Below are 19,954 nucleotides of genomic sequence, written 5' to 3' on the forward strand. Positions count from 1 at the left end.
GGGGAGAATTAATAACCAATACCTCATGCCCAATGCCCAATGCCCCATGCCCAATCCCTTTATCAAACAGTTGCGATCGCTACCCCAAGCCATCCAGCAAAGTTTTGCTGCTGTGTGGAGTCAGGATGCTCAACAGGCTTTACCTGATATCGAGTGGGACGTGGTGAGGCGAGGGTAATGGAATAGGTACGCAGTTCGTCTTGGTGAAAAACTGTGACTTTGATTGCATCACTTGGTTGGTAATCTTTGAGGCGATCGCTTAAGCCACCTGCTGTTACCTTAATCCCATCAATTGCTAACAACTCATCACCTGCATCAATTCCCCCTATTTGTGCAGGTGAACCCGCCTCCACAAACTTAATCATCTCGCGCCCATGCTCTGTATTTATTCTTACGCCCAGGTAAGGTTCTTCCTGCTGTTCAGCTACTAACTGCAAGCCAAAAGTTTCTAAATACTGATTAAAAGGCAAATCATCAATGCCATCAATATAACGTTTAAAGAAATCAGTCAAATCGATTCCGGCAACAGATTCTATAACTTCTTGCAACTGTTCTGGGGTATAGCCAATTTCATCTTGTCCAAATTGCTGCCACATTTTCAACATCACGTCATCGAGGGAACGTTGATTGTCATGAGTAGAGCGAATCAACAAATCCAGCAATAACGATACCATTTCTCCCTTTAAATAGTATGAGATTTGGGAATTACCGCTATTGGCATCCGGGCGATAGAGTTTTATCCAGGCATCAAAACTCGACTCGGAAACGGGTTGTACCTTGCGCCCCGGTGTCATTTCATATCTGGTAATTTCCTTGCTCAATTTATTCAAATAAGACTGAACATCATAAATTTCCGCCCGCAAAGGAATTAACAAGTCATAGTAACTAGTAGTACCCTCACAAAACCATAATGATGGTGTGTAATTTTCTTGGTCGTAATCAAAAACCTCTAATGCTTTTGGGCGAATTCGCTTAACATTCCATAAGTGAAAGAACTCGTGTGCTACCAATTGCATAAAGCGATCGTACTTTTCCTGAGCGCGAAATCCAAAACGCTGGTAAATTAGGGAGCAAGAGTCTTTATGTTCCAAACCGCCAAAAGCCTGGCTAAATAAATGTAGTAGAAACACGTATCGTTCATACGGCAAACCGCCGAACATCTGCGCTTCTACCTGAATAATTTTTTGAATATCAGCAATCATCTGGTGGGCTTCGAAATTTCCTTGCCCCCAAATTGCCAATTCATGGGGTTTTCCCAAAACCTCAAAATTATACAATTGGTGGCGACCAATCTCAAACGGAGTATCAACAAGAGTATCAAAATTGGCAGCCAAGAAAATATTTGTTTTCTCACCAACAGGTGGCAAGGCAGTAGTTACCTGCCATTCTGGGCGTGGTGGTACAATAGTGACGCGAATTGGTTGGTTTTCCCAGCCCGTTATTCTAAAAAATAGTGCCGCACCGTTCAAATAACCGTGGGTAGCATCTAAGTGATTTGTCCGTACCGATAGTTCATTCGCAAAAACACGGTAGCGTACAGTTAATTCTGAAATACCCTTTTTATCTATCTGCCAGTGATTTTTACTGATCTTCCGCCAAGGTAAAGGTATATCCTCTGTAAAAGCCACAAAATCCTGTAAATTCTTAGCATATTCACGGACTAAGTAGGAACCGGGTGTCCACACAGGCAATTTTAAATCGAGAATCGGTGAGGGGTAATCGACAAGGTGTAAAGTCACCTCAAACAGATGGGTTTCTGGTTGGGACATTGTCACCAGATAATGAATGGTTGGCCCGGTTTCCTGGACGTAGGCGTTGGGACGAGTTGCTGTTGCTTCAGTCATCTTGTGTGCTGAGTTAATACTCAATGGTTAATGGGATTGGTTATTTCTCCTATCATGACAAATTCGCCTTTTAACTTTTGGCTTCAACGAAGAGGCAGTTATTGAAGGGGGCAAGGAGAAATGACCCCTTCAATAACTGCTGTGGAATCAAAGGAAAAAAATGGGTCTAAATCCCCCACTTCTACTAAATGGCTCTCGTAAAGAGCCGGAAGCTAGCCCAACAGACGGGATCGAATCCCCACTTGAAGCATCCCCCTTGTTCCCTGCTCCCTTGCCTCTTTTTCAAATCGAGACGGCGGCTGTTTGCTGCGGCTGATAGTCAGAACCAAGTTTGCTGGCACAAAACCCAGTATCTCGTACTTGATTTGGTTCAATTGTTTTTCCCCAGTCCAAAGGAGTCACTACATACTCTATAGCTCCTTGCTGCTTAAAATCTGCGTTCCAAAAGTTATTAATCTTAGCTTGATTCATGTTAAATGCCAGTTGCCAGTTATTAACCTTGGTATTACCCTGATTTGTAATTTTGAAGCTGACACAAAATCCGGTTTCCCAGTTAGAACTGATTTCAGTAGTGACTTTTAGTTGGACAGTACTAATAGTAGATGGGGAGATAGAAGGAGTAGGAGTTGGGGAAACAGGAGGATTACTAGGTTGATCTAGAGGTTGAACTTGTACTGGTGGGAGCAGTTGGGACAGTAATTGCTGCTTGGGTAGATCAACACTTTGCCAATCATCTAATAAAATTCCGCCTGTATCACTACTATTAGGATTCCAACTCCAGTAAGTAAAGCTCAAGTTATTTTTTTGAATGTATTTTACCAACTCATTTTGCCAAATACCTTCTTTGGAATTTAAGTCTACTTGCCGTCCCCCAAACTCCCCAATCAAGATGGGAGCGATATTCTGACTAGCGATATAGTTAAATCCTATCTGCCAGCGATCAATCAGATTGTTAGGAAAGTTAGAGTCAGAAAAGTAGGGCTGATTGTACACCCCAGCGCCGTACTCATGAGGAGAATAGACTAGCTTATTAGAACGAGATAAACGTACTGGGTATTTTTTTACACCTTCTAGATTTCCACCATACCAATGCTGTGGCAATTTTTGACCGGGGACATTCTTTTCCACTCCTTCAACGACAATCAGCCAATTAGGATTAACGCCCAGAATCGCATTGCCTGCACGTTCTGCTGCTAATCGCCAGTCAGTACTTATATTGTTATCACCCCAGCTAGCTTTTCCGTAAGGTTCATTTTTTAAGTCTGCGCCAATAACGTTAGTTTGATTCTTGTATCGGATTGCTAACATTTTCCAAGTATCGATCCAGTCTGCTTCCGTAAAGCCGTCTCCATACCACAATTCTGGAATTTGTTGGTCGTTGAGGCGGTGGCTGTCGAGCAAGATTAGCAATCCTTGACGTTCCGCTTCCTGAATAACTAAGTCCATTACCTCCAAGGGGGTTTTACCTTGAAGTTCTTGGTTACTGCCAATTCCAAAGTTAATGCCACTTACATTAAGCGATCGCAATGCTGCCACAGAATAAGGTAACCGGATGACGTTATATCCTAAGCTTTTAATCTGAGCCAGCATTTCTTTATAGTCTCGTTGCCATAGACCGTGAGGCACGTGCGTATCAGTTTCCATACCAAACCAATTAACACCTCTGAGCAATACAACCTTGCCTTTTGCATCCACAATGGTTCTACCAATTGTTGAAAGTGGTAGCTCTATTGGCGTTGTAGCCCTAGCAGCATCTAGCTGAATACTAGCAGGTTCCTTAGTGAAAATAATTGCTAAAAATACTACTACACTTAAGGAAAATATGAGTAATTGTTTATGTAATCTCAATGTTTTTGGTTTATTTTTATAATTAACTTGCATACTATTATTACTTTTTTTATCACAATATCAAAGTTGAATCAGCATAAAAAACATATGATGCTTTTTATGAGTAAGAGAACTTTACAGGATGCTTACATAAAAAGCATTTTTGTAAATATAATTTTTAGCCGACGGTAAATCTTTGTAGTCTGATTACAATGCATTTATTTGACAGTTATTTGTATTACTGAATTAACCTTCATGCATTTGACCATCCCAGTAATCTTAGAGCAATACTTAACTACTATTGTTTCTGTATCCATAAAAATTGGGTAGTAAAAGTTAAGAACGCTGAAAAGTTTGGCTAGCAATACGTATAAACTTCTAATCATGTTTTGCATTAGTTGCTTAATTTACAAAAAGTTTACGTAGTTTACTGAGTTCTTCATCAGTTTCCTATTGAAACTATTTGGTATAGAGAATAGTTTAGATACTAAGGCAGTACACATATTGAGTGACCGTGAAAACTCTATACAAAATAGATGTTATGAGCGGTAATTATATCTGCTGGAATCTATCCATAGTCTTTTATTTAACAAAAGCTTTCTGATATGACACTTTCTGCACTGCAAAAATTTTTACTACCACCTGCGATCGCTTCTCTAAGTGTATTTTCTTTGATGTCATTGCCCCTTGCTACACTAGGCGATAAACAAATAGCTATCAAATTTCAGGAAGAACCTATTTTTTATGGCAAGCTTAGAGATATTGCTATTCCTTATGTAGTTTTTGCAACAGCACTTAGTGTAGGGTCTGGGATTTCAGCACTAGCTTTCTGTGGTTGGCGAAATTCTTCTTCCAAATCAGCAAAAATTCAGCAGGAACTGTCTAACTTAGAACAACATCTACAGCAGAAAGAGGCATTACTAAAAGAATGGGAAGTTTCCGAGCCTCGACTACAAATTTCTGGCTTGAACGCTTTTTTAGATGACAAATTGCCTTTTGACCAAGTTCTTAACTCAAAAAATGCAATAACTTCATCTCAACCTATTGGAGCGCAAATCCCAACGCCAGGGCACACACAACCAGTAAATACTGCACCAAAGGTTGCAACTCAAAAAAATACCACTACCGCTATCGGAGATATTGCTGCTACTTCTGCGTTTGCATCTGCCCAAACTTTCCTTGGCTATGCTCAAGAGAATCCCAACAATATCAAAGAAATTACTGCTGGTGAAGTTAATCAAACAGCAATTATGCCATCAGAATTTGAAGATTTGCAAAAACAAATCAAAGAGATGATGTTACAAATGCAAGCAATGCAGGACAATTTGCAACTAACGTCTGAACCAACAAATGCTAAAGTAGAATCCCCAGCTAAATTTCAGGTTTACTATAATACTGTCCTTTAAAATCTACTCAAATCTGTTTATCAGAAAGCAAAAGCTGAAGATAAACAGGTTTAATTCCCCTTTGTGTGATGAGAAATAACTAAAACAAGCAAAAGCTTAAAGAAGCAGAGGAAAATATTTAAACCACTCAATAGCAAGCATATAGCATTCCTAAATCATTTATTTGCCAAAATAACCTGAGTTCGGGATAAGCTGAAACCCTTATTACAGCGTTGCTTGATTCTGAGATATGTCAACGTGTTTGCGTTGTTTCCGTCAACTAACGCTGAATAAATCTTCTTAACCCGAACTGACGTAAAATAAATCAACCACAGAGGCGCAGAGAACGCAGAGTGAAGAATCGGAGATTTTTAGGATTCCTATAGAAGTACAGAGCAATTGACTTTAGGTATAAATTTTACCTCTGCTCTTTCGTGAAGCTTCCGAAATTGCACAAATCTCTTAATGAGGACAAAGCACTTTTCTCCAGAAACAATGCCATTGAATTGGTGTTTATTAGGTAATTAATATCTGGATGCCAGCGCTCATATTGAGGCTGGTATTCCAGTTTTTATCTATCAAAAGGGAGTGTTTGCGTAAGCAAATATGGGTTGAGGTTCAGACTGTATTCCACCAAAGTGAGAACCGCTATAGAATAGACAGGATTATTTATCAGTTTGATGATCATCTTATAGCGGTTCCCATTCAAATGCGGTATAACATTATATTCCAAGGTGTAGGGAAAATGCCGTGCCCCTACGGGTGTACCTCACGTAAACGAGAACCGTTATAATTTTCACCTGAGAAACTCTGAAGGAGTTACATAGGCATTCGTTTGCCTGTTTTTAATCGGTGGAGGTAAGGTAGTTTTAGAAGTTATGGATTGCGGCGGAATTTGATATCGGTTTCCCCAACCACCATTCAGGTCTTCCGGTTGCGGACGAGGTGGTATTGTTTTCCCCGTAGGTAGAGGTATTGTTAAGGTTTGGCTAACTTGTAAATACTTTTCACCTTCGTTAGTAAAGCGAATCAACTTGCTTTCAAGCGTGTCAAACTGTTGATTTTCTAACTTTAACTTTTGAGAGTTTTGATTATCTGGCTGTTCCCACTTACTAGCAGGATCGAAAATAGCTACAAATGTAACACCATCTTCTGGAAAGAGTCGTATTTGTGCTGGATTTGCTTGCCAAACTTCTTGAAAATGACCATCGGGTGAAACTTGCCACAGATTTAGTGCAGCCTCCCATTGTCCCTGTTTCACTTCCACAATTTGACGAGCCAGAATTGAACGGTTAGTATTCGCGTCTGAATTCAGTAAAGCTTCTGTTTGTCGTGATATTGGACGCAAATAACGCACAGCGGCCACTGTAATCTTGCTAGACTCCGGCAGATTAGTACTTCCGACGATATTGTATACACCTTTACTTGATATAGGTTGTACATCTCCAATTTTCATCTCTACCTTTTCTTGTGCTTTTTGAACACACCCATAACTGGTAGTTAAAAGCATTAGGCAAATGCCTGCCTGGAGATTAGTAGTAGATAGAGCTTTAAATCTGGGCAAAAAAGCCTTTAAATCAATAATATTCATAATAAATGGCAAATTTTTTGGTTTGTTTGCAAACTTTAGCTCAGGTTTTTACCTATTATGCCCACTTTTATTTTAAAAACAACAACTTTTATCGACTCTTAATTAATTAATTGAAAATTAAGAATTTTATTGGATCTAGTGGTTAATACTCATTAAGTTTGCTAAAGTAGCGACATTCAATAACCTAAATATGTAGTTGTTACCCAACTAGGCTGATGAGGCAAACAGTACTCGATTGTTATAAATTTACTTTTTCAAGCCAGTACCATAAAGTTTATCCAGTGCTTTGCATTGTCGTCTCGATTTGCTGGGTACTGGCAGTGAGCGAAAAGTCTTCAGCTCAAGTTAACCCATCTCAGCTACAAACTATCGACTACCAATTGGGTTTAGCAGAACCGCTACCAGCGCCTAAATTACCCGTCAAGAAAAGTCAATCGCAGTTAGGATCGCAGACATTGCCTCCTCCACGCGTAACGACTGGTGTAGCAACTGCACCGATCGCTAATCCAGTGTCCAAAGTTGTAGAACCCAAACGAGTCAACGACCTCCAACAGTTGGAGAGTGTCTTTATCCAGCAACAGGTAACTGGAAAAGCCCCGGCAGCAGCACGTAGTTCTGTTGCACCACGAGTGGCAGCAGGTGGGGACACTTCTGACGTGAATTTAGGATTGCAGGGACAGGTGAATGGCCCAAAGCCATCAAGTAGTTCAGCACCACTGCCACCACTCGCCAACTCGGCTGCAACGCAAGAATTCACTGCACCAGCAGCACCAACTTTTAATCAAGTACTCGGTTCTCAAACAGCGCCCCTGCCACCACTTCCCAACTCGGCTGCAACGCAAGAATTCACTGCACCAGCAGCACCAACTTTTAATCAACAATTACTCGATCCACAGACAACACCATCAGTTCCTACTACAGCTCCCACTCCAGTACCAGTTACCCAATCGGTAACTACTCAACAACGCCGTCAACTCGATAGCAGTAGTTTAAGGGAACCCTCTTTACAATTCCAAGGAGTTTATATCACCCAAGGCGGTGACACCTCGGCGCGGGCGAGACTTAGTGGCATCTATCCACTGTCTCCTCAAGCTTTGGTTGGAGCAACTCTGGACTTAACAAGCCAAGGCAGCAGCTTGGATGACTCCCGAAATGAGGGTTTGAACATTAACGAGCTTTATTTGGCAACTTCACTAGGAGGAGTACCTAATCTGCGGTTTGTGATCGGTCAAATAGATTTAACGTCTTATTTTGATCGCAACAGCTTTGCTAAAGATGGAGCTAGTCAATTCTTTAATCCGGTGTTTCAAACCAACCCAGCACTCGCGGCGACAGGGATTAGTTCACGCACCGGTTTGTTAGCCGATTGGAGTGTCACTGACAATATTGAAGCGAAAGCGGCAGTCTTTTCATCAGCAGATAAAACCGGTGACTTCTCTTTAGATGGATTTGCTGGCGAAATCGGCATCCGTTACGGCAATGCGATTATTCGTGGTACTTATGCCAGCGATCGCGATGCTGGTGTCCGTGATAGCTTTCTTGAAAGCTTTAGCATTGCCAGAGGTAACAATCAATTTGGTCCTGATGAAAACGATCGCGAAGAAGCATACGGTGTCAATGCCGAAGTCTTTATTCCTAATCTGAAATTAGGTTTGTTTGGGCGCTATGGTCGTTACGAAAATCGCACTTTAGGAGAGGGTGCAAATACTTACGTTTTGGGAGCTAGTTTTTTGGATCTGTTTACCCCAGATGACCGACTAGGAATAGCTTATGGGCGCGCTCTCTCTAACGATCGCCTGCGTCGTGGAGAGCGTCCCGATGTATTGGAAATGTTCTATGATTTTAAATTTATTTCCAATCTACGGGTAGGCTTTTCGGTTCAAGCACGTGATGATTTCTCAGAAACAGTCTTCGGTATCAGGGTGAAATCAGAATTTGATGTGACTCCCACAGGGAGAATTACCCAATGAGTCAAAATAATAAGGAAAAAGCTAAAAAAATTCAATATCGTTCTCTTTTTATTTGTTCATTTTTCCTTTTTACTTACTTGCTAACCGTGCCACCCTTGGACAGCATTGCCCCTGCTCAAGCACAGAACTTATCAGCATCGGCACAAAAAGGTTTTGCATTTTTAAAAAAAGGCTTTATCAATGATGCGATCGCAGCCTTCCAACAAGCCCTCAAAAGTCAACCGCAATCTTCGCAAGTTAGGTTGGGATTAGCGATCGCCTATCGTCGAGCCGGACGTATCCCCGAAGCTTGGAGTGCTTATCAACAAGTACTGGCAATAGACTCCAACAACCAACTAGCTTTAAAGACAGTTGGTCTATTGGCTACTTATCGTACTGAGTGGAACTTAAAAGGGATTGAGGCTCTGACAACTTTATTAGAGTTAAATCCCAATGACTTAGAAGGTCGTGGTTACCGTGCTCTACTGTACTCCTATCAAGGACAATTAAGCGAGTCTTTGGCAGACTACCAAATAGCACTGAACAACAACCCCACACCAGAAACAGTCATTGGTGCAGCTCAAACTTATAGTTACAGTGGGGATTTTCCTAAAGCACTAGAGTTGTTTAACCGCTATCGCTCCGCTGGCAAAGCCATTACAGGCTATGCAGCAGTAGCCTATGGTCGCACCTTACGAGAAACAGGCAATCCTGCGGGGGCAGTACAGGTATTAGAAGCGCAATTGCAGCGCTCCAATAAACTTGACCAGATAGAGTTTGAAACTCGTAAAGAACTGGCTGTAGCATATCTTGTCAATCAACAACAAGCTCAAGCATTGGCGGTTTTAGATGTATTACAGGGAAGGCCAGAGGCGATTTTGCCCTTAGCACGATCGCTCAATGAAATTCGCAAGTACACCAATAACCCCACCCTCACCCAACAAGTTTTCAATCTCTACCGTCAAGCACTCCAAACCGATCCCAATCCTTCCCCCAAACTACTGCGCGAAGTCGCTGATGTCTTTACTGGGTTCCCCGAAGGACGACAAACAGCGCTGCAACTGTATCGACGGGTGGCGTTAGAATTTCCCAACGATCAAAGTTTGCTGGTGCAGCAATTAGCTTTAGAAAATCAGCTAGGTTTAATCGGTAAAAATGACTTAAAACAGCGTTTGGCGACTGCAATACAATCAGTACCGAGCGATCGCGTAGAGTTGCAACAACTAGCTAATGCCTTAGTAAACATTGATGCTCCCGACCCAGAATTTTTACCTGTGTACCAAAATCTCTTACAAATGGGGGTTAACGTCCCGTTTTTGAATTTCCGGGTAGCGCAGATGCATGTGCAGCGCCAAGATTTAAATGGTGCAAGGCAAGCCCTGGCAGCTTATACAGCTACCCCGGCAGGTGCTAAAGACCTTGCACCCCAATTATTAGCAGCAGAAATTGAGCGTCGTGAGGGTAGCCTTGAAGCGAGTGCCCAACGTTATCAAGCTGTGCTTGGTAGCAAGCCAAATAGTAGCGATATTATTGATGCTGCTTTTGGCGGACTAGCTGGAGTGCGACTGCAACAAAAGCGTTTTGATGAGGCTGTAACAGTTTATGATCAATTGATAGCCCGCAATCCTCAAAATTTATCGATTCAACTAGGGCGTGCTAGTATCGCCTATCAAGCCAAGCGAATCTCCCAACCAGAAGCAGAGGCAGTTCTCAATAATTGGTTAGCAACACAACCTGCAACCAATACTCCTCCAGAACTATACAGTTTGTTAGGGGCGCTGCCTACAGATCCGCAAAAAGAAGCTTTATATAGTTATCTGCTAGAAGTTGACCCTAGTTCTATACCACTACAACTGCGCCTGTTACAAGTGATAGCGAAACGCAATCCGGCTCAAGCGCAAGCGCGAATGAAGCAGTTGATTGCTCGCATTCCCAACACTCCTGACTCATACCAGTTGCAGGCAGAGTTAGCTCGATCTGTAGGTGATTTCAATTTGGCTAGCAATACCTATGAAAATATTTTGGCGCAGCAACCAGATAACATCGATGCTCTAGCGGCTTTGGGCGGAATTCGCTTTGAACAACGCCGCTTTGAATCGGCACAGGAGATTTATGCTCAAGTGTTGGCACAAAAACCGGAAGACAAAGGCACACGCCGCGCCCTTGCTGGATTGAATGCAATTTTAGATCAGCCTTTAACAGCACTAGCGCAGCTAGAACAATTGCAATTAGAAGCAGCCGCAGAAGGAGGAAGCGATAGCGATGCAGCTCGGCAAATACAGCAAATCCAAACAGACTTTCTGCTACGACGGGGATTTCAACCCCCTTGGGAAGACTATCGACGCCGAAACAGAAATTAGCGATCGCTTAAATTTCTTCATGAAAGTTAATTTTAAACAACTACAAGGGAACAATAAGGGCAAAGAGATGATACTCTCCCGCTCTCCCCATCAGCTAATGTTTTACAAATCAAATTGTTCTTAGGATGTGGCACTTCCCAAGAGTGGCAGCTATTGCCAGCCTGGTTGGTTTATCTGCCTGTGTCTCTAGTTACTCGGCAGCACCCAAAACACCGGATGGGCAAACTCCGGTGAAAAATATCCCCACTGAAGGTAGTAGTCAAAATCTCACTGGATTATTAGCTGATCTCCCTAAATCTACCCCTAACCGGGATTTACTAGCCCAAAGTTGGGATAGCTACCGCCAAAGATTTATTCAGTCAGATGGGCGGGTGATTGATTACGAAGCAAGCGATCGCTCAACTAGTGAAGGTCAAGCTTATGCTTTGCTCAGAGCAGTACTGATTAATGATCCGGCAACCTTTGCCCTGACTTTAAACTGGTCTGAAAATAACCTCCAGCGCCAAGCGGGTGGTAAACGCACAGATAGTTTGTGGGCTTGGAAGTGGGGGCGAAAAGAAGATGGTAACTGGGGTGTCATCGACAGTAACTTTGCCAGTGATGGAGATACAGATGCGATTACTGCCTTGATTTTTGCATCACGGCGTTGGAATCGTCCCGAATACCTGGAACTGGCAAAAGTTAAACTGCAAGATTTGTGGAACTTGTCCACCATTTCAGAACCACAAGGTAAGCGCTACCTGTTACCAGGGCCTGTAGCTGCATTTGTCCCGAATGCATCTACCCTTTACCTGAATCCTTCTTATTTTGCACCCTATGCTTTTCGTATCTTTGCACAAGTTGATCCCCAACATGATTGGTTGAGTTTGGTAGACAGCAGCTATCAAGTGCTAGAAGATTCCGCAAAGCTTTCTAGCGTAGGTTTACCCAGTGATTGGGTAGCTCTAAATACCAAAACAGGAGAATGCCAAACCCTACCAGCATCTAGTACTCTGAAGAGTTTGTATAGCTTTGATTCTTATCGAGTTTGGTGGCGTTTGTCATTGGATGCTGCCTGGTTCAACTCACCCCAAGCGCAGCGCTATCTAGTGACATCCACTCAGCACCTGCAAAAACTATGGAGTAAACAATCGAGTCTACCAGCAACTATCGATCTCCAAGGGAAAGCATTAGTGGATTACGAAGCTACATCCCAATACGCTATGTTATACGCCGCCATGCAGTTGGTGAAACCAGCGATCGCTCAAGAACTGCTTGTGAAAAAGATAATACCTCAATACAAGCAAGGAATTTGGGGAGACGACTCTGCTTATTACACCCAGAATTTGGCTTGGTTAGGATTGCTACCTCCGAAGACAATTCCCCAGCGACTGCTTAAATGACATCCTCTGACCTTGAGTTAGAGCAAAGGCTTCCCAAATACCTTTTACTCCCGTTGATTTCCTTAAAAAATCCGATGGGATGATTTTTAAATTCTAAAAGCAACAAAATACTTGTGCTTCTTACGTAAAAACTTTGAGTAAATTAACACTAAAATCACACTCTATTATGAAGCAATTGTTTCATCTTTCCCAAATTAATAAAAAAGCAATTATTGTTACTACTTCTTGCTTTTTTTTGTTCCCTAGTTCATTATTGAGCGCTCAAGCTCAAACCAAAAGCGATCTGCAACAGCAAGTAACTTTGTTAGCTCAAGCAACGACATCAGGAAATAATAGTAAAGCAAACTTAGAAGCTGCTAATGCCAAGAACCTATCAACTTACACCCTAGAATTTAATCGTAGTCCGATTGTGGGCAACCGGATGCGCTTGCGCGGCGTTTACTCAGAAGGTCGTCTTGCCTTTACCCGTCCTCGTGGCTGGAAACTAGATCGGGGTAAGGTACAAGCTTTAATCCGTTTTCAACATTCGCCAGCACTATATGCCAATCGCTCTAACCTGACCGTGCTAGTCAATGGCACGAGTGTTGGTAGCGTACCCCTTAATCGCAAAGAGTCCCAAGTAGGTCAAGTACTGTTCAATATCCCACCAAAGCTGCTGCAAGACTATAACGAACTCATTTTGGTGGCACAGCAGAATAACACCATCGAATGTAGTGACCTTAGTAGCCCCGACTTGTGGACAGAGATTCTACCAGATTCCAAATTAATCTTGAACTATGAACGGCAACCGATTCCCCTGAATTTCAGCCGCTATCCTTATCCTTTCTTTGACGAACTCGGCTTAGAAACTAACCAAATTGCTTACTTGCAACCGAGCCAAGTTGATCAATCCTGGCTGACAGCAGCAGCTCGCTTACAAGCCGCATTGGGGAGAATCGCAGATTTTCGCCCGATTCAAACTAGCTTAGTGTCTGATGTCGCAAACCTGAAGGCAAGCGATCGCTTGGTCATCATTGGTACTCCCAACGAACAACCAACCTTAAATACTTGGAAGAATTTGCCCCTGAAAGTCGTCAGCAATCAAATTCTCGATCGTGATAACAACCCCGTACCAGATGAAACAGGGGTATTGATTATAACTAAAGCTGAAAAGAGCGGGGTTCCAGTTTTAATTGCTACTGGTAACAGTGCAAAAGCCGTGGAAAAAGCAACCCAATTTTTATCACAGCCAGACTTGCGGAAAATGGGGACTGGTCAGGTGGTTTTTGTCAGTACTCTCAAGGAAGGTTCGACACCAGGACTCCGCCAATGGCCTCGTTATTTGCCAGAACAAAATTCTTTTAAACTGGGCGATATCAAAACCCAGGTCAATGGTGAGCCGTTTAGTGATGTAACTGTGCGTGGGATCGGAGCGCCACCAATTGAAATTGATTTTCGCGCTTTACCAGATGATCGGTTTGTTCGGGGTAGTTCCATGAATCTGGTGTACAGCTATGGACCGCAGGTTAATCCGCGAACTTCTGCGATCGAAGTTTTACTGGATGGAGTTTTCATTGGTGGGGCACGTCTTGATTCTGAGTCGGGAGAAACTCGCAAAAACCTGAAAGTCAATTTGCCGGAAAACTTGATCAAACCCAACTCGAAACTGCAAGTTTTCTTGCGGATGAATCCTAGAGAACCGTTTGATAAACAGAACTGTCTTCAGCCACCAGATCAACAACTAACAGGTACGGTGCATTCTGATACTAGCTTCGACCTGAAGCGAGAAATCTCTACACAACTACCAGATTTGAACCTGCTGAAATTCGGTTTCCCCTTTGCTGCACCACAGGATTTGTCCCAGACAGCGATCATTGTACCACAAACCCCCTCGAAAACAGATGTGTTGACCTTGTTAGCTTTTAGCGAACGCTTAGGAAGGCTCAGTCAAGCAGATGCGGTCAAACTAAATGTTTATACACCGGATGCTTTACCAACAAAAGCCCGCAAAAATGACCATTTGGTAGGAATTGGAACGCGAGAAGACTTTCCTTTCCCTGAAGTATTTAATTCCACTGGCTTTAACTTGAGTCAGGCATTTTCCCGCTCCTCTACCAATGCTGTGGTTCAGACGCCACAGGATACACAAGGCATGATTAAGCAAATTATCTCTCCTTGGAACAGCGATCGCGTCGTTCTAGCTTTAACATCTCAAACCGAAACTGGTTTAGAGCGAGTGCGGCAAGTCCTCAATCAAGATCCGTGGTTCTTCCAACTCAAAAAGGATACGGTGCTAATTAGTAGCGATCAAAAAGACCTGGTTTCCTACGATGCTGATGCCTATCAACTACAGTTTTTCCAAAGCGCCCCAAGTACTCGTCGTTGGGAAAATACCACTCTTCTCAGTAAGGCATCACGCTTTTTACAAGAAAATTGGCTATTGCTACCTATAGGCATTTTCACCGTGTCTCTGGTTCTTTACGGGATTCTTCAGTTGTATATCAAGCGCTTGAGTGCTGACAAAAAGTAGACACTTTCGGTTAGGTATCGCCAATTTTAAATTTAAATTTCAAAATTTAGATCCAAAATGACTTCTTCCCCACCTACATCGCCCCGGAAATCACGCGATCGCCAGGGCTTAAAATTGAGCAATTGGTTGATTGATATTACCCCCCGATTTTTTGATCGCACTCTTCAAAGGGTGGGTGTAAAACAGTTTAAGTGGTTTATCCTACTGCTGTTGTTGCTCTCAGTGCCACTGATTGTTACCCCGATAGAAGTTTGGCAGCAGGGATTAGTAGCAGTGTTTCTCGTACTACTCGGTCAACTACTTATACACGCAGAGTTTCAAGAGTCTTCTTCAGAAATCAGCCATTATTATCACCTGTTTATGCTGTGGCTGAGTATGGTAACAACGCTACGTTATTTATACTACCGCACCAGCTATACCCTCAACTTTGATGGTTGGCTCAACAGCATCGCTTGCGTATTCTTATTCGCCGCCGAACTTTATGCCATCCTTACCTTGGTATTGGCATACTTCCAAACCTTGAAAATTCAAGAACGCCAACCAGTTAATCTCACAAACATTCCGGTTGAGGAATGGTTCAAAGTTGATATCTACATCCCTACTTACAACGAAGACGTGGAGATTGTTCGCAAGACGGCTGTGGCAGCCTTAGCCTGTGATTATGCTCCTGATAAAAAAAAGGTTTATGTTCTTGATGATGGTCGTCCAGAAAAGTATAAAGAGAACGACCCACGCCGAGAACAGTTTAGCAAAAGACGGGAACAGCTACGGCAAATGTGCCAAGAACTAGGCTGTATACACATGACGCGGGACAATAACGACCACGCTAAGGCTGGTAATATCAATACCGCTTTTTACAAAACTGATGGCGATTTAGTGTTGATTTTGGACTGTGACCACATTCCATCGCGGCAAATTCTCTTGCATACAATGGGTTTTTTCTTCGATCCCAAAGTATCGTTTGTCCAAACTCCCCACTGGTTCTATAATCCCGATCCCTTCGAGCGTAATTTGGTCACTAAAGGTAGAATCCCCGCAGGCAATGAACTGTTTTATAAGGTGCTGCAAAAAGGTAACGATTTTTGGAATGCCGCCTTTTTCTGCGGTTCCGCAGCATTAATTCGCAAATCCCACGCTTTAGAAGTTGGGGGAATTGCGGTGGAAACGGTGACGGAAGATTGTCACACTGCCTTGCGATTGCATTCGCTGGGTTACAAGTCTGTATACTACGACAAAATTATGGTGGCTGGTTTAGCGCCAGAAACGTTTTCTTCTTACGTGGGACAACAAGTGCGTTGGGCAAGGGGGATGGCGCAGATTCTGCGATTAGAAAACCCAATTTTTAATCCGAAGCTGAACCTGACATTTGCACAACGGATTTGTTACTTTAGTGCGACTTCGCACTTTTTGTATGGCTATCCTCGACTAATATATGCGATCGCTCCCACACTATTTTTATTATTTGGCGTTAACTCTGTCCAAGGTTTGGGTTTAGAAACTCTAGCCTACGCCTTACCCCATATTCTCCTCTCTCTTTTTACTAACTACATCATTTACAAAAACGTTCGTTTCTCCTTCTGGAATGAAATTTTTGAATTTGCGATGGCTTTCCAGGCTGGATGGGTGACGATGTTGGCGCTGTTTAATCCCAAGCTGGGTTCATTTAACGTTACCGACAAAGGAACGTCTATAACCAAACGTACCTTTGATTGGGAATCAATGCGTGGTCTTTTGGTGGTGACAGCACTTGTAGTCTCTTCCTTGCTAGCTGTTCCCTATTGGCTGCTGCTACATCCTGAAGATTGGCAAGCGGTCTTAGTCAACACCATGTGGTCTGTTTTTAATCTGGTTTTGCTGACAGCTGCTTTGCTGGTTGGCTTTGAACAACCACAAGTACGTACTGCCCACCGTTTAAAGCGTCGCCTCCCCATCTTAATTACCAGTAACGGTCAAACAATCATGGGCAAAACGATAAATATTTCAGAAACTGGGGCATTAATTTCTTTGGAAACTTGGCCCAATTTACTGGATGAAGTAGAGGTTGAGGTGATGGGAGATTATACTGCTAGTGCCTCTTTGACAGCGCAGATTGTCCGAGTTTCTCCTATTAATGATACAGAAACGCTTTTGGCTGTTGATTTTGTGAAGCTCAACAATGCTCAACGCGATGCTTTAACTCTAGTTTTATATTCTGATGTCCGAGAGTGGTATTCTCAGAAAGGCCATTATGTAGACCGACCCTTCGCTTCCCTGGGATTTTTAGCCACCAGTCTGACTCGTGCCTTGCGTGACGTAAAACAAACTAGCCGTAAAAAGGTACGCAAGCAGGTAAATAGCCATAGCCGACTCTACTGGGATGGTAACTTCTTTTTTGCAGTAGCTACAGAGTTAGGAACAACGGGTTTGCGCTTGGAAATAGAGGATACAAAAGCCGTGTCTTCTCACAAAATGTTAGGACAACAGGATTTGCACACGATGCGAACTGTTAAACCATTAGTTGGTTTACTGTTAAATGAGGATGAGGATAATCTCTCATCTAATCGATTTGTTGCCGAAATTTATGCAGTAGAAGAACAGGCAAATGGCAAAATTGCGCTTGAGTTAAATTTTCCAGAAAAATTCAAAGAACGCCAAGACACCAAAATTAAACAACTGTTGGAGGTTCTGTAGCAGAAATACTTGACTAGATTTTGACTAGCGCAAGCTTCATTTTAGTTTAGATGTTGCTTGCGCTTGGGAGTGTTTTAAATTGCAAAAGTCAATTCAATACAGTTTAGGGCTAGCCCTTTCAAGGTGACTAATAAAATCTCTTTTTTTCTCTCTCTGTCCTCTGCGTCTGCGCGGTTAAAAAGGCTTTTATTTAACCACAAAGGTACAGATAACACAGAGTTAAGAGATTAAAGAGTAGTTTATTGAATAAAATGATTCAATTAAAAACCTTTAGTAATCACACTTTGCCAGCCAAGTTTGTCAACTGTTTGAAGTTTACGAGATAAATAATGTTGTTGGCGCTGTCAATTTTGATCCACCCTTTCTCATGCAGCTTTTCCATAATTTTGGTAGTTTCTTCAACACCAATTTCTGTTACCTCTGCCAAGTCTTTGAAGGGAATGTTAAAAATTTCCTTTCCAAAATTCGATTCTTGACCATAGCTTTCGCCTAAAGTGACAAGGGTATGGGCGAGTTTGACTGCTGGTGGTGAAGACCGCATTTGTAAGCGTAAGTTAATTTGCCGCAATCGCCGCACCATAAGTTGTAACATCCGGTGATGTAACTGCGGGTCTTTGAACAATATTTGAATAAAACGCTCTCTGGATATACTCAGCAAATTCACGGACGAAAGGGCAATGACATCGGTTGAGCGTGGAGATTCATCCAAAATTGCCATTTCTCCAAAGAAATCGCCCCGACCAAAAATTGCCAGAGCTACTGAATCTTCCGCGACGGTACGCCGGACTTTAACCCAACCAGAAACAAGGAAGTAAACGGCGTTACCCCAGGCATCTTCCATCACAACGGCTCGCCCAGATGGGTATTCATGTTTAACTGCAACGTTGAGCAGCCATTCCAAAGTCTGTGGGGTGGCTGTACTCATTAAGGGGAAAAGTTCACTAAAAACCTCAGTCTGCATGAAATATTTATAAAAAATGGATTCAAGAGCAGGAAACTAACTTTGTCATTATAAATTTGTTTAAACCGTAATCTTATTTAGAATACGGCAGCAAAATCTGTACCTATTTGAGTTGAACTCTCAGGTTAATCGGTCTAGAGTTCGATTACAACATAACAATTCTGTATAAAATTGGAATCAGCGATTTCACTTACAGAATTATGATTTAAGGTTTGTTGGGTAGGCACTTTTCACTGCCAGTATTTGGATTTGTTGGTCTAAATTTTCTACTAGTTGATTCAGAGCAACTAAAGCCTCTAATTGCTGAGAGTCGAGTTTAGGATTCATAAAAAACCGTTGTTGTAGCTCATGTAACTTGAAGCTTAGTTGCTGAGAAATTACTAGGGCATCGTGGCCTAGACGCGTCAATTGTTGTTGTTGATAGAACTTTAATGCTGCTCCTCGCAAGACTTGGAGTGTTGCCTCTTCACCGTAAATTCCCGGTATGACTCGCAAGCGTAATAACAAGCGGTTTTCTTGATATACGTATTCCTTCTCTACCTGTTTTGGTTCTACAAGTGTGGTAACAGGCAAGGAAGCAAACCGCTTTAATTCATTAAGTACTCCTTGGAAAACAGAAAGCGGCAGTTTGTCTAAGATAGACTGCAAAACTCCATTGTCACTCCACAGTATCCTGCCTTCATAAGCTTGTCTTTCTAAGTACAGCCGACCAATTCCCCCAGCCAGAATTCGCCCTAGCAATTCTTCTAATAATTTCTTAGGTGCTAGTGTTGGTAGTACCTCAATAGGATTAAATAGTTCGGGAACTTGCGTGGGCAAAATAGGTAAATTATTTTGTGGTGCTGCAACGGATGTTTCCGGCTCTTGACTCCTCATAGTTTGAGATGATTTATCTAACTCTGGGATAGGAGGCAAGTCTACTCGCTGCCCAGAATGTTGACGCTTTTGTGTTTCAAAGACCATCAATATTGGTTGCTGATTTGACTCAGAGTCGGCATCTATGGAGAAAATAGGTTTGTCAGCAATGCTAGCTGCACTATTTGTTGGGGAAAAATCTGGCGTTGGCTGATGCACAAGTTTTACATCTAGCTGGGATGTATTCTTATGGTTGAGGTAGGCTGACAGTATTCTGCGGTGAGCATCGGCTGCGATCGCCTCAATAACCATTGTGCAATTGATATAAGATAAAATGCGACCTACATAATCTAGCGCCTCGCTATCTTGTGGATGAACCATACCTAGCAAGAGGTTTTTTTCTTCTAATCCAAAAGGCAAAATTTGGTGGTAGAGACAAGCTTCAAAGGATAGAAGACTATCAATCAGGTGGAATATTTGCGCGCGTTCCCCTCCTTCCTCCCACTTAGTTTGAATGGCAGTTAGCATTTGCTGTCCATTTGCTGCGGTATCATTTAGTTCACCTTTTGAAGACAACATAGGTTTGATTGCTTAGTGTTTACTTATATAATATTTTGCCTT

General features: G+C 42.5%; 11 protein-coding genes. 6 read left to right on the forward strand and 5 right to left on the reverse strand.

From position 1 onward, the window contains the following. Positions 1-62 precede the first annotated feature (62 nt). The gene (locus H6G26_RS12785) at positions 63-1,844 is read right to left on the reverse strand and encodes a M61 family metallopeptidase (protein WP_190729619.1); all 1,782 of its coding nucleotides are present in this window, start codon (positions 1,842-1,844) and stop codon (positions 63-65) included. A 282-nt stretch (positions 1,845-2,126) separates the two neighbouring features. Continuing rightward, a complete protein-coding gene (locus H6G26_RS12790; protein ID WP_190729620.1) occupies positions 2,127-3,725 on the reverse strand; it encodes a cellulase family glycosylhydrolase in 1,599 nt (532 codons plus the stop codon). A gap of 551 nt (positions 3,726-4,276) precedes the next feature. Here H6G26_RS12790 and H6G26_RS12795 point away from each other — a divergent pair. Next, complete coding sequence (locus H6G26_RS12795; RefSeq protein WP_190729621.1) at positions 4,277-5,077, forward strand: hypothetical protein; 801 nt, start codon at positions 4,277-4,279, stop codon at positions 5,075-5,077. A 775-nt stretch (positions 5,078-5,852) separates the two neighbouring features. Here the strand turns inward: H6G26_RS12795 and H6G26_RS12800 are convergent. Next, a complete protein-coding gene (locus tag H6G26_RS12800; RefSeq protein WP_190729622.1) occupies positions 5,853-6,647 on the reverse strand; it encodes a hypothetical protein in 795 nt (264 codons plus the stop codon). A 320-nt stretch (positions 6,648-6,967) separates the two neighbouring features. Here H6G26_RS12800 and H6G26_RS12805 point away from each other — a divergent pair, with 320 nt between their 5' ends. The 5 genes from H6G26_RS12805 to bcsA all read left to right on the forward strand — a co-directional run bounded on the left by H6G26_RS12805 (position 6,968) and on the right by bcsA (position 17,517). Then, complete coding sequence (locus H6G26_RS12805; protein WP_347242461.1) at positions 6,968-8,617, forward strand: porin; 1,650 nt, start codon at positions 6,968-6,970, stop codon at positions 8,615-8,617. After that, positions 8,614-10,956: a tetratricopeptide repeat protein gene (locus H6G26_RS12810; RefSeq protein WP_190729624.1), complete on the forward strand. Its 2,343-nt coding sequence runs from the start codon at positions 8,614-8,616 to the stop codon at positions 10,954-10,956. The genes H6G26_RS12805 and H6G26_RS12810 overlap by 4 nt, the downstream gene beginning before the upstream one ends. Before the next feature lie 125 nt (positions 10,957-11,081). Continuing rightward, the gene (locus tag H6G26_RS12815; protein WP_190729625.1) at positions 11,082-12,338 is read left to right on the forward strand and encodes a glycosyl hydrolase family 8; all 1,257 of its coding nucleotides are present in this window, start codon (positions 11,082-11,084) and stop codon (positions 12,336-12,338) included. 166 nt (positions 12,339-12,504) lie between these two features. Further along, entirely contained in the window at positions 12,505-14,847 is a 2,343-nt protein-coding gene (locus H6G26_RS12820) for a cellulose biosynthesis cyclic di-GMP-binding regulatory protein BcsB (protein ID WP_190729626.1), read from the forward strand. A gap of 57 nt (positions 14,848-14,904) precedes the next feature. Then, positions 14,905-17,517: a UDP-forming cellulose synthase catalytic subunit gene (gene bcsA / locus H6G26_RS12825; protein WP_190729627.1), complete on the forward strand. Its 2,613-nt coding sequence runs from the start codon at positions 14,905-14,907 to the stop codon at positions 17,515-17,517. A gap of 277 nt (positions 17,518-17,794) precedes the next feature. Here the strand turns inward: bcsA and H6G26_RS12830 are convergent, their stop codons facing one another. Together H6G26_RS12830 and H6G26_RS12835 are read right to left on the reverse strand one after the other, a co-directional pair. Then, positions 17,795-18,478: a Crp/Fnr family transcriptional regulator gene (locus H6G26_RS12830; RefSeq protein WP_190729628.1), complete on the reverse strand. Its 684-nt coding sequence runs from the start codon at positions 18,476-18,478 to the stop codon at positions 17,795-17,797. A 198-nt stretch (positions 18,479-18,676) separates the two neighbouring features. Further along, complete coding sequence (locus H6G26_RS12835) at positions 18,677-19,912, reverse strand: pilus assembly protein PilB (RefSeq protein ID WP_190729629.1); 1,236 nt, start codon at positions 19,910-19,912, stop codon at positions 18,677-18,679. Positions 19,913-19,954 lie beyond the last annotated feature (42 nt).

The organism is Nostoc sp. FACHB-888, assembly GCF_014696655.1.
Lineage (GTDB): Bacteria > Cyanobacteriota > Cyanobacteriia > Cyanobacteriales > Nostocaceae > Nostoc.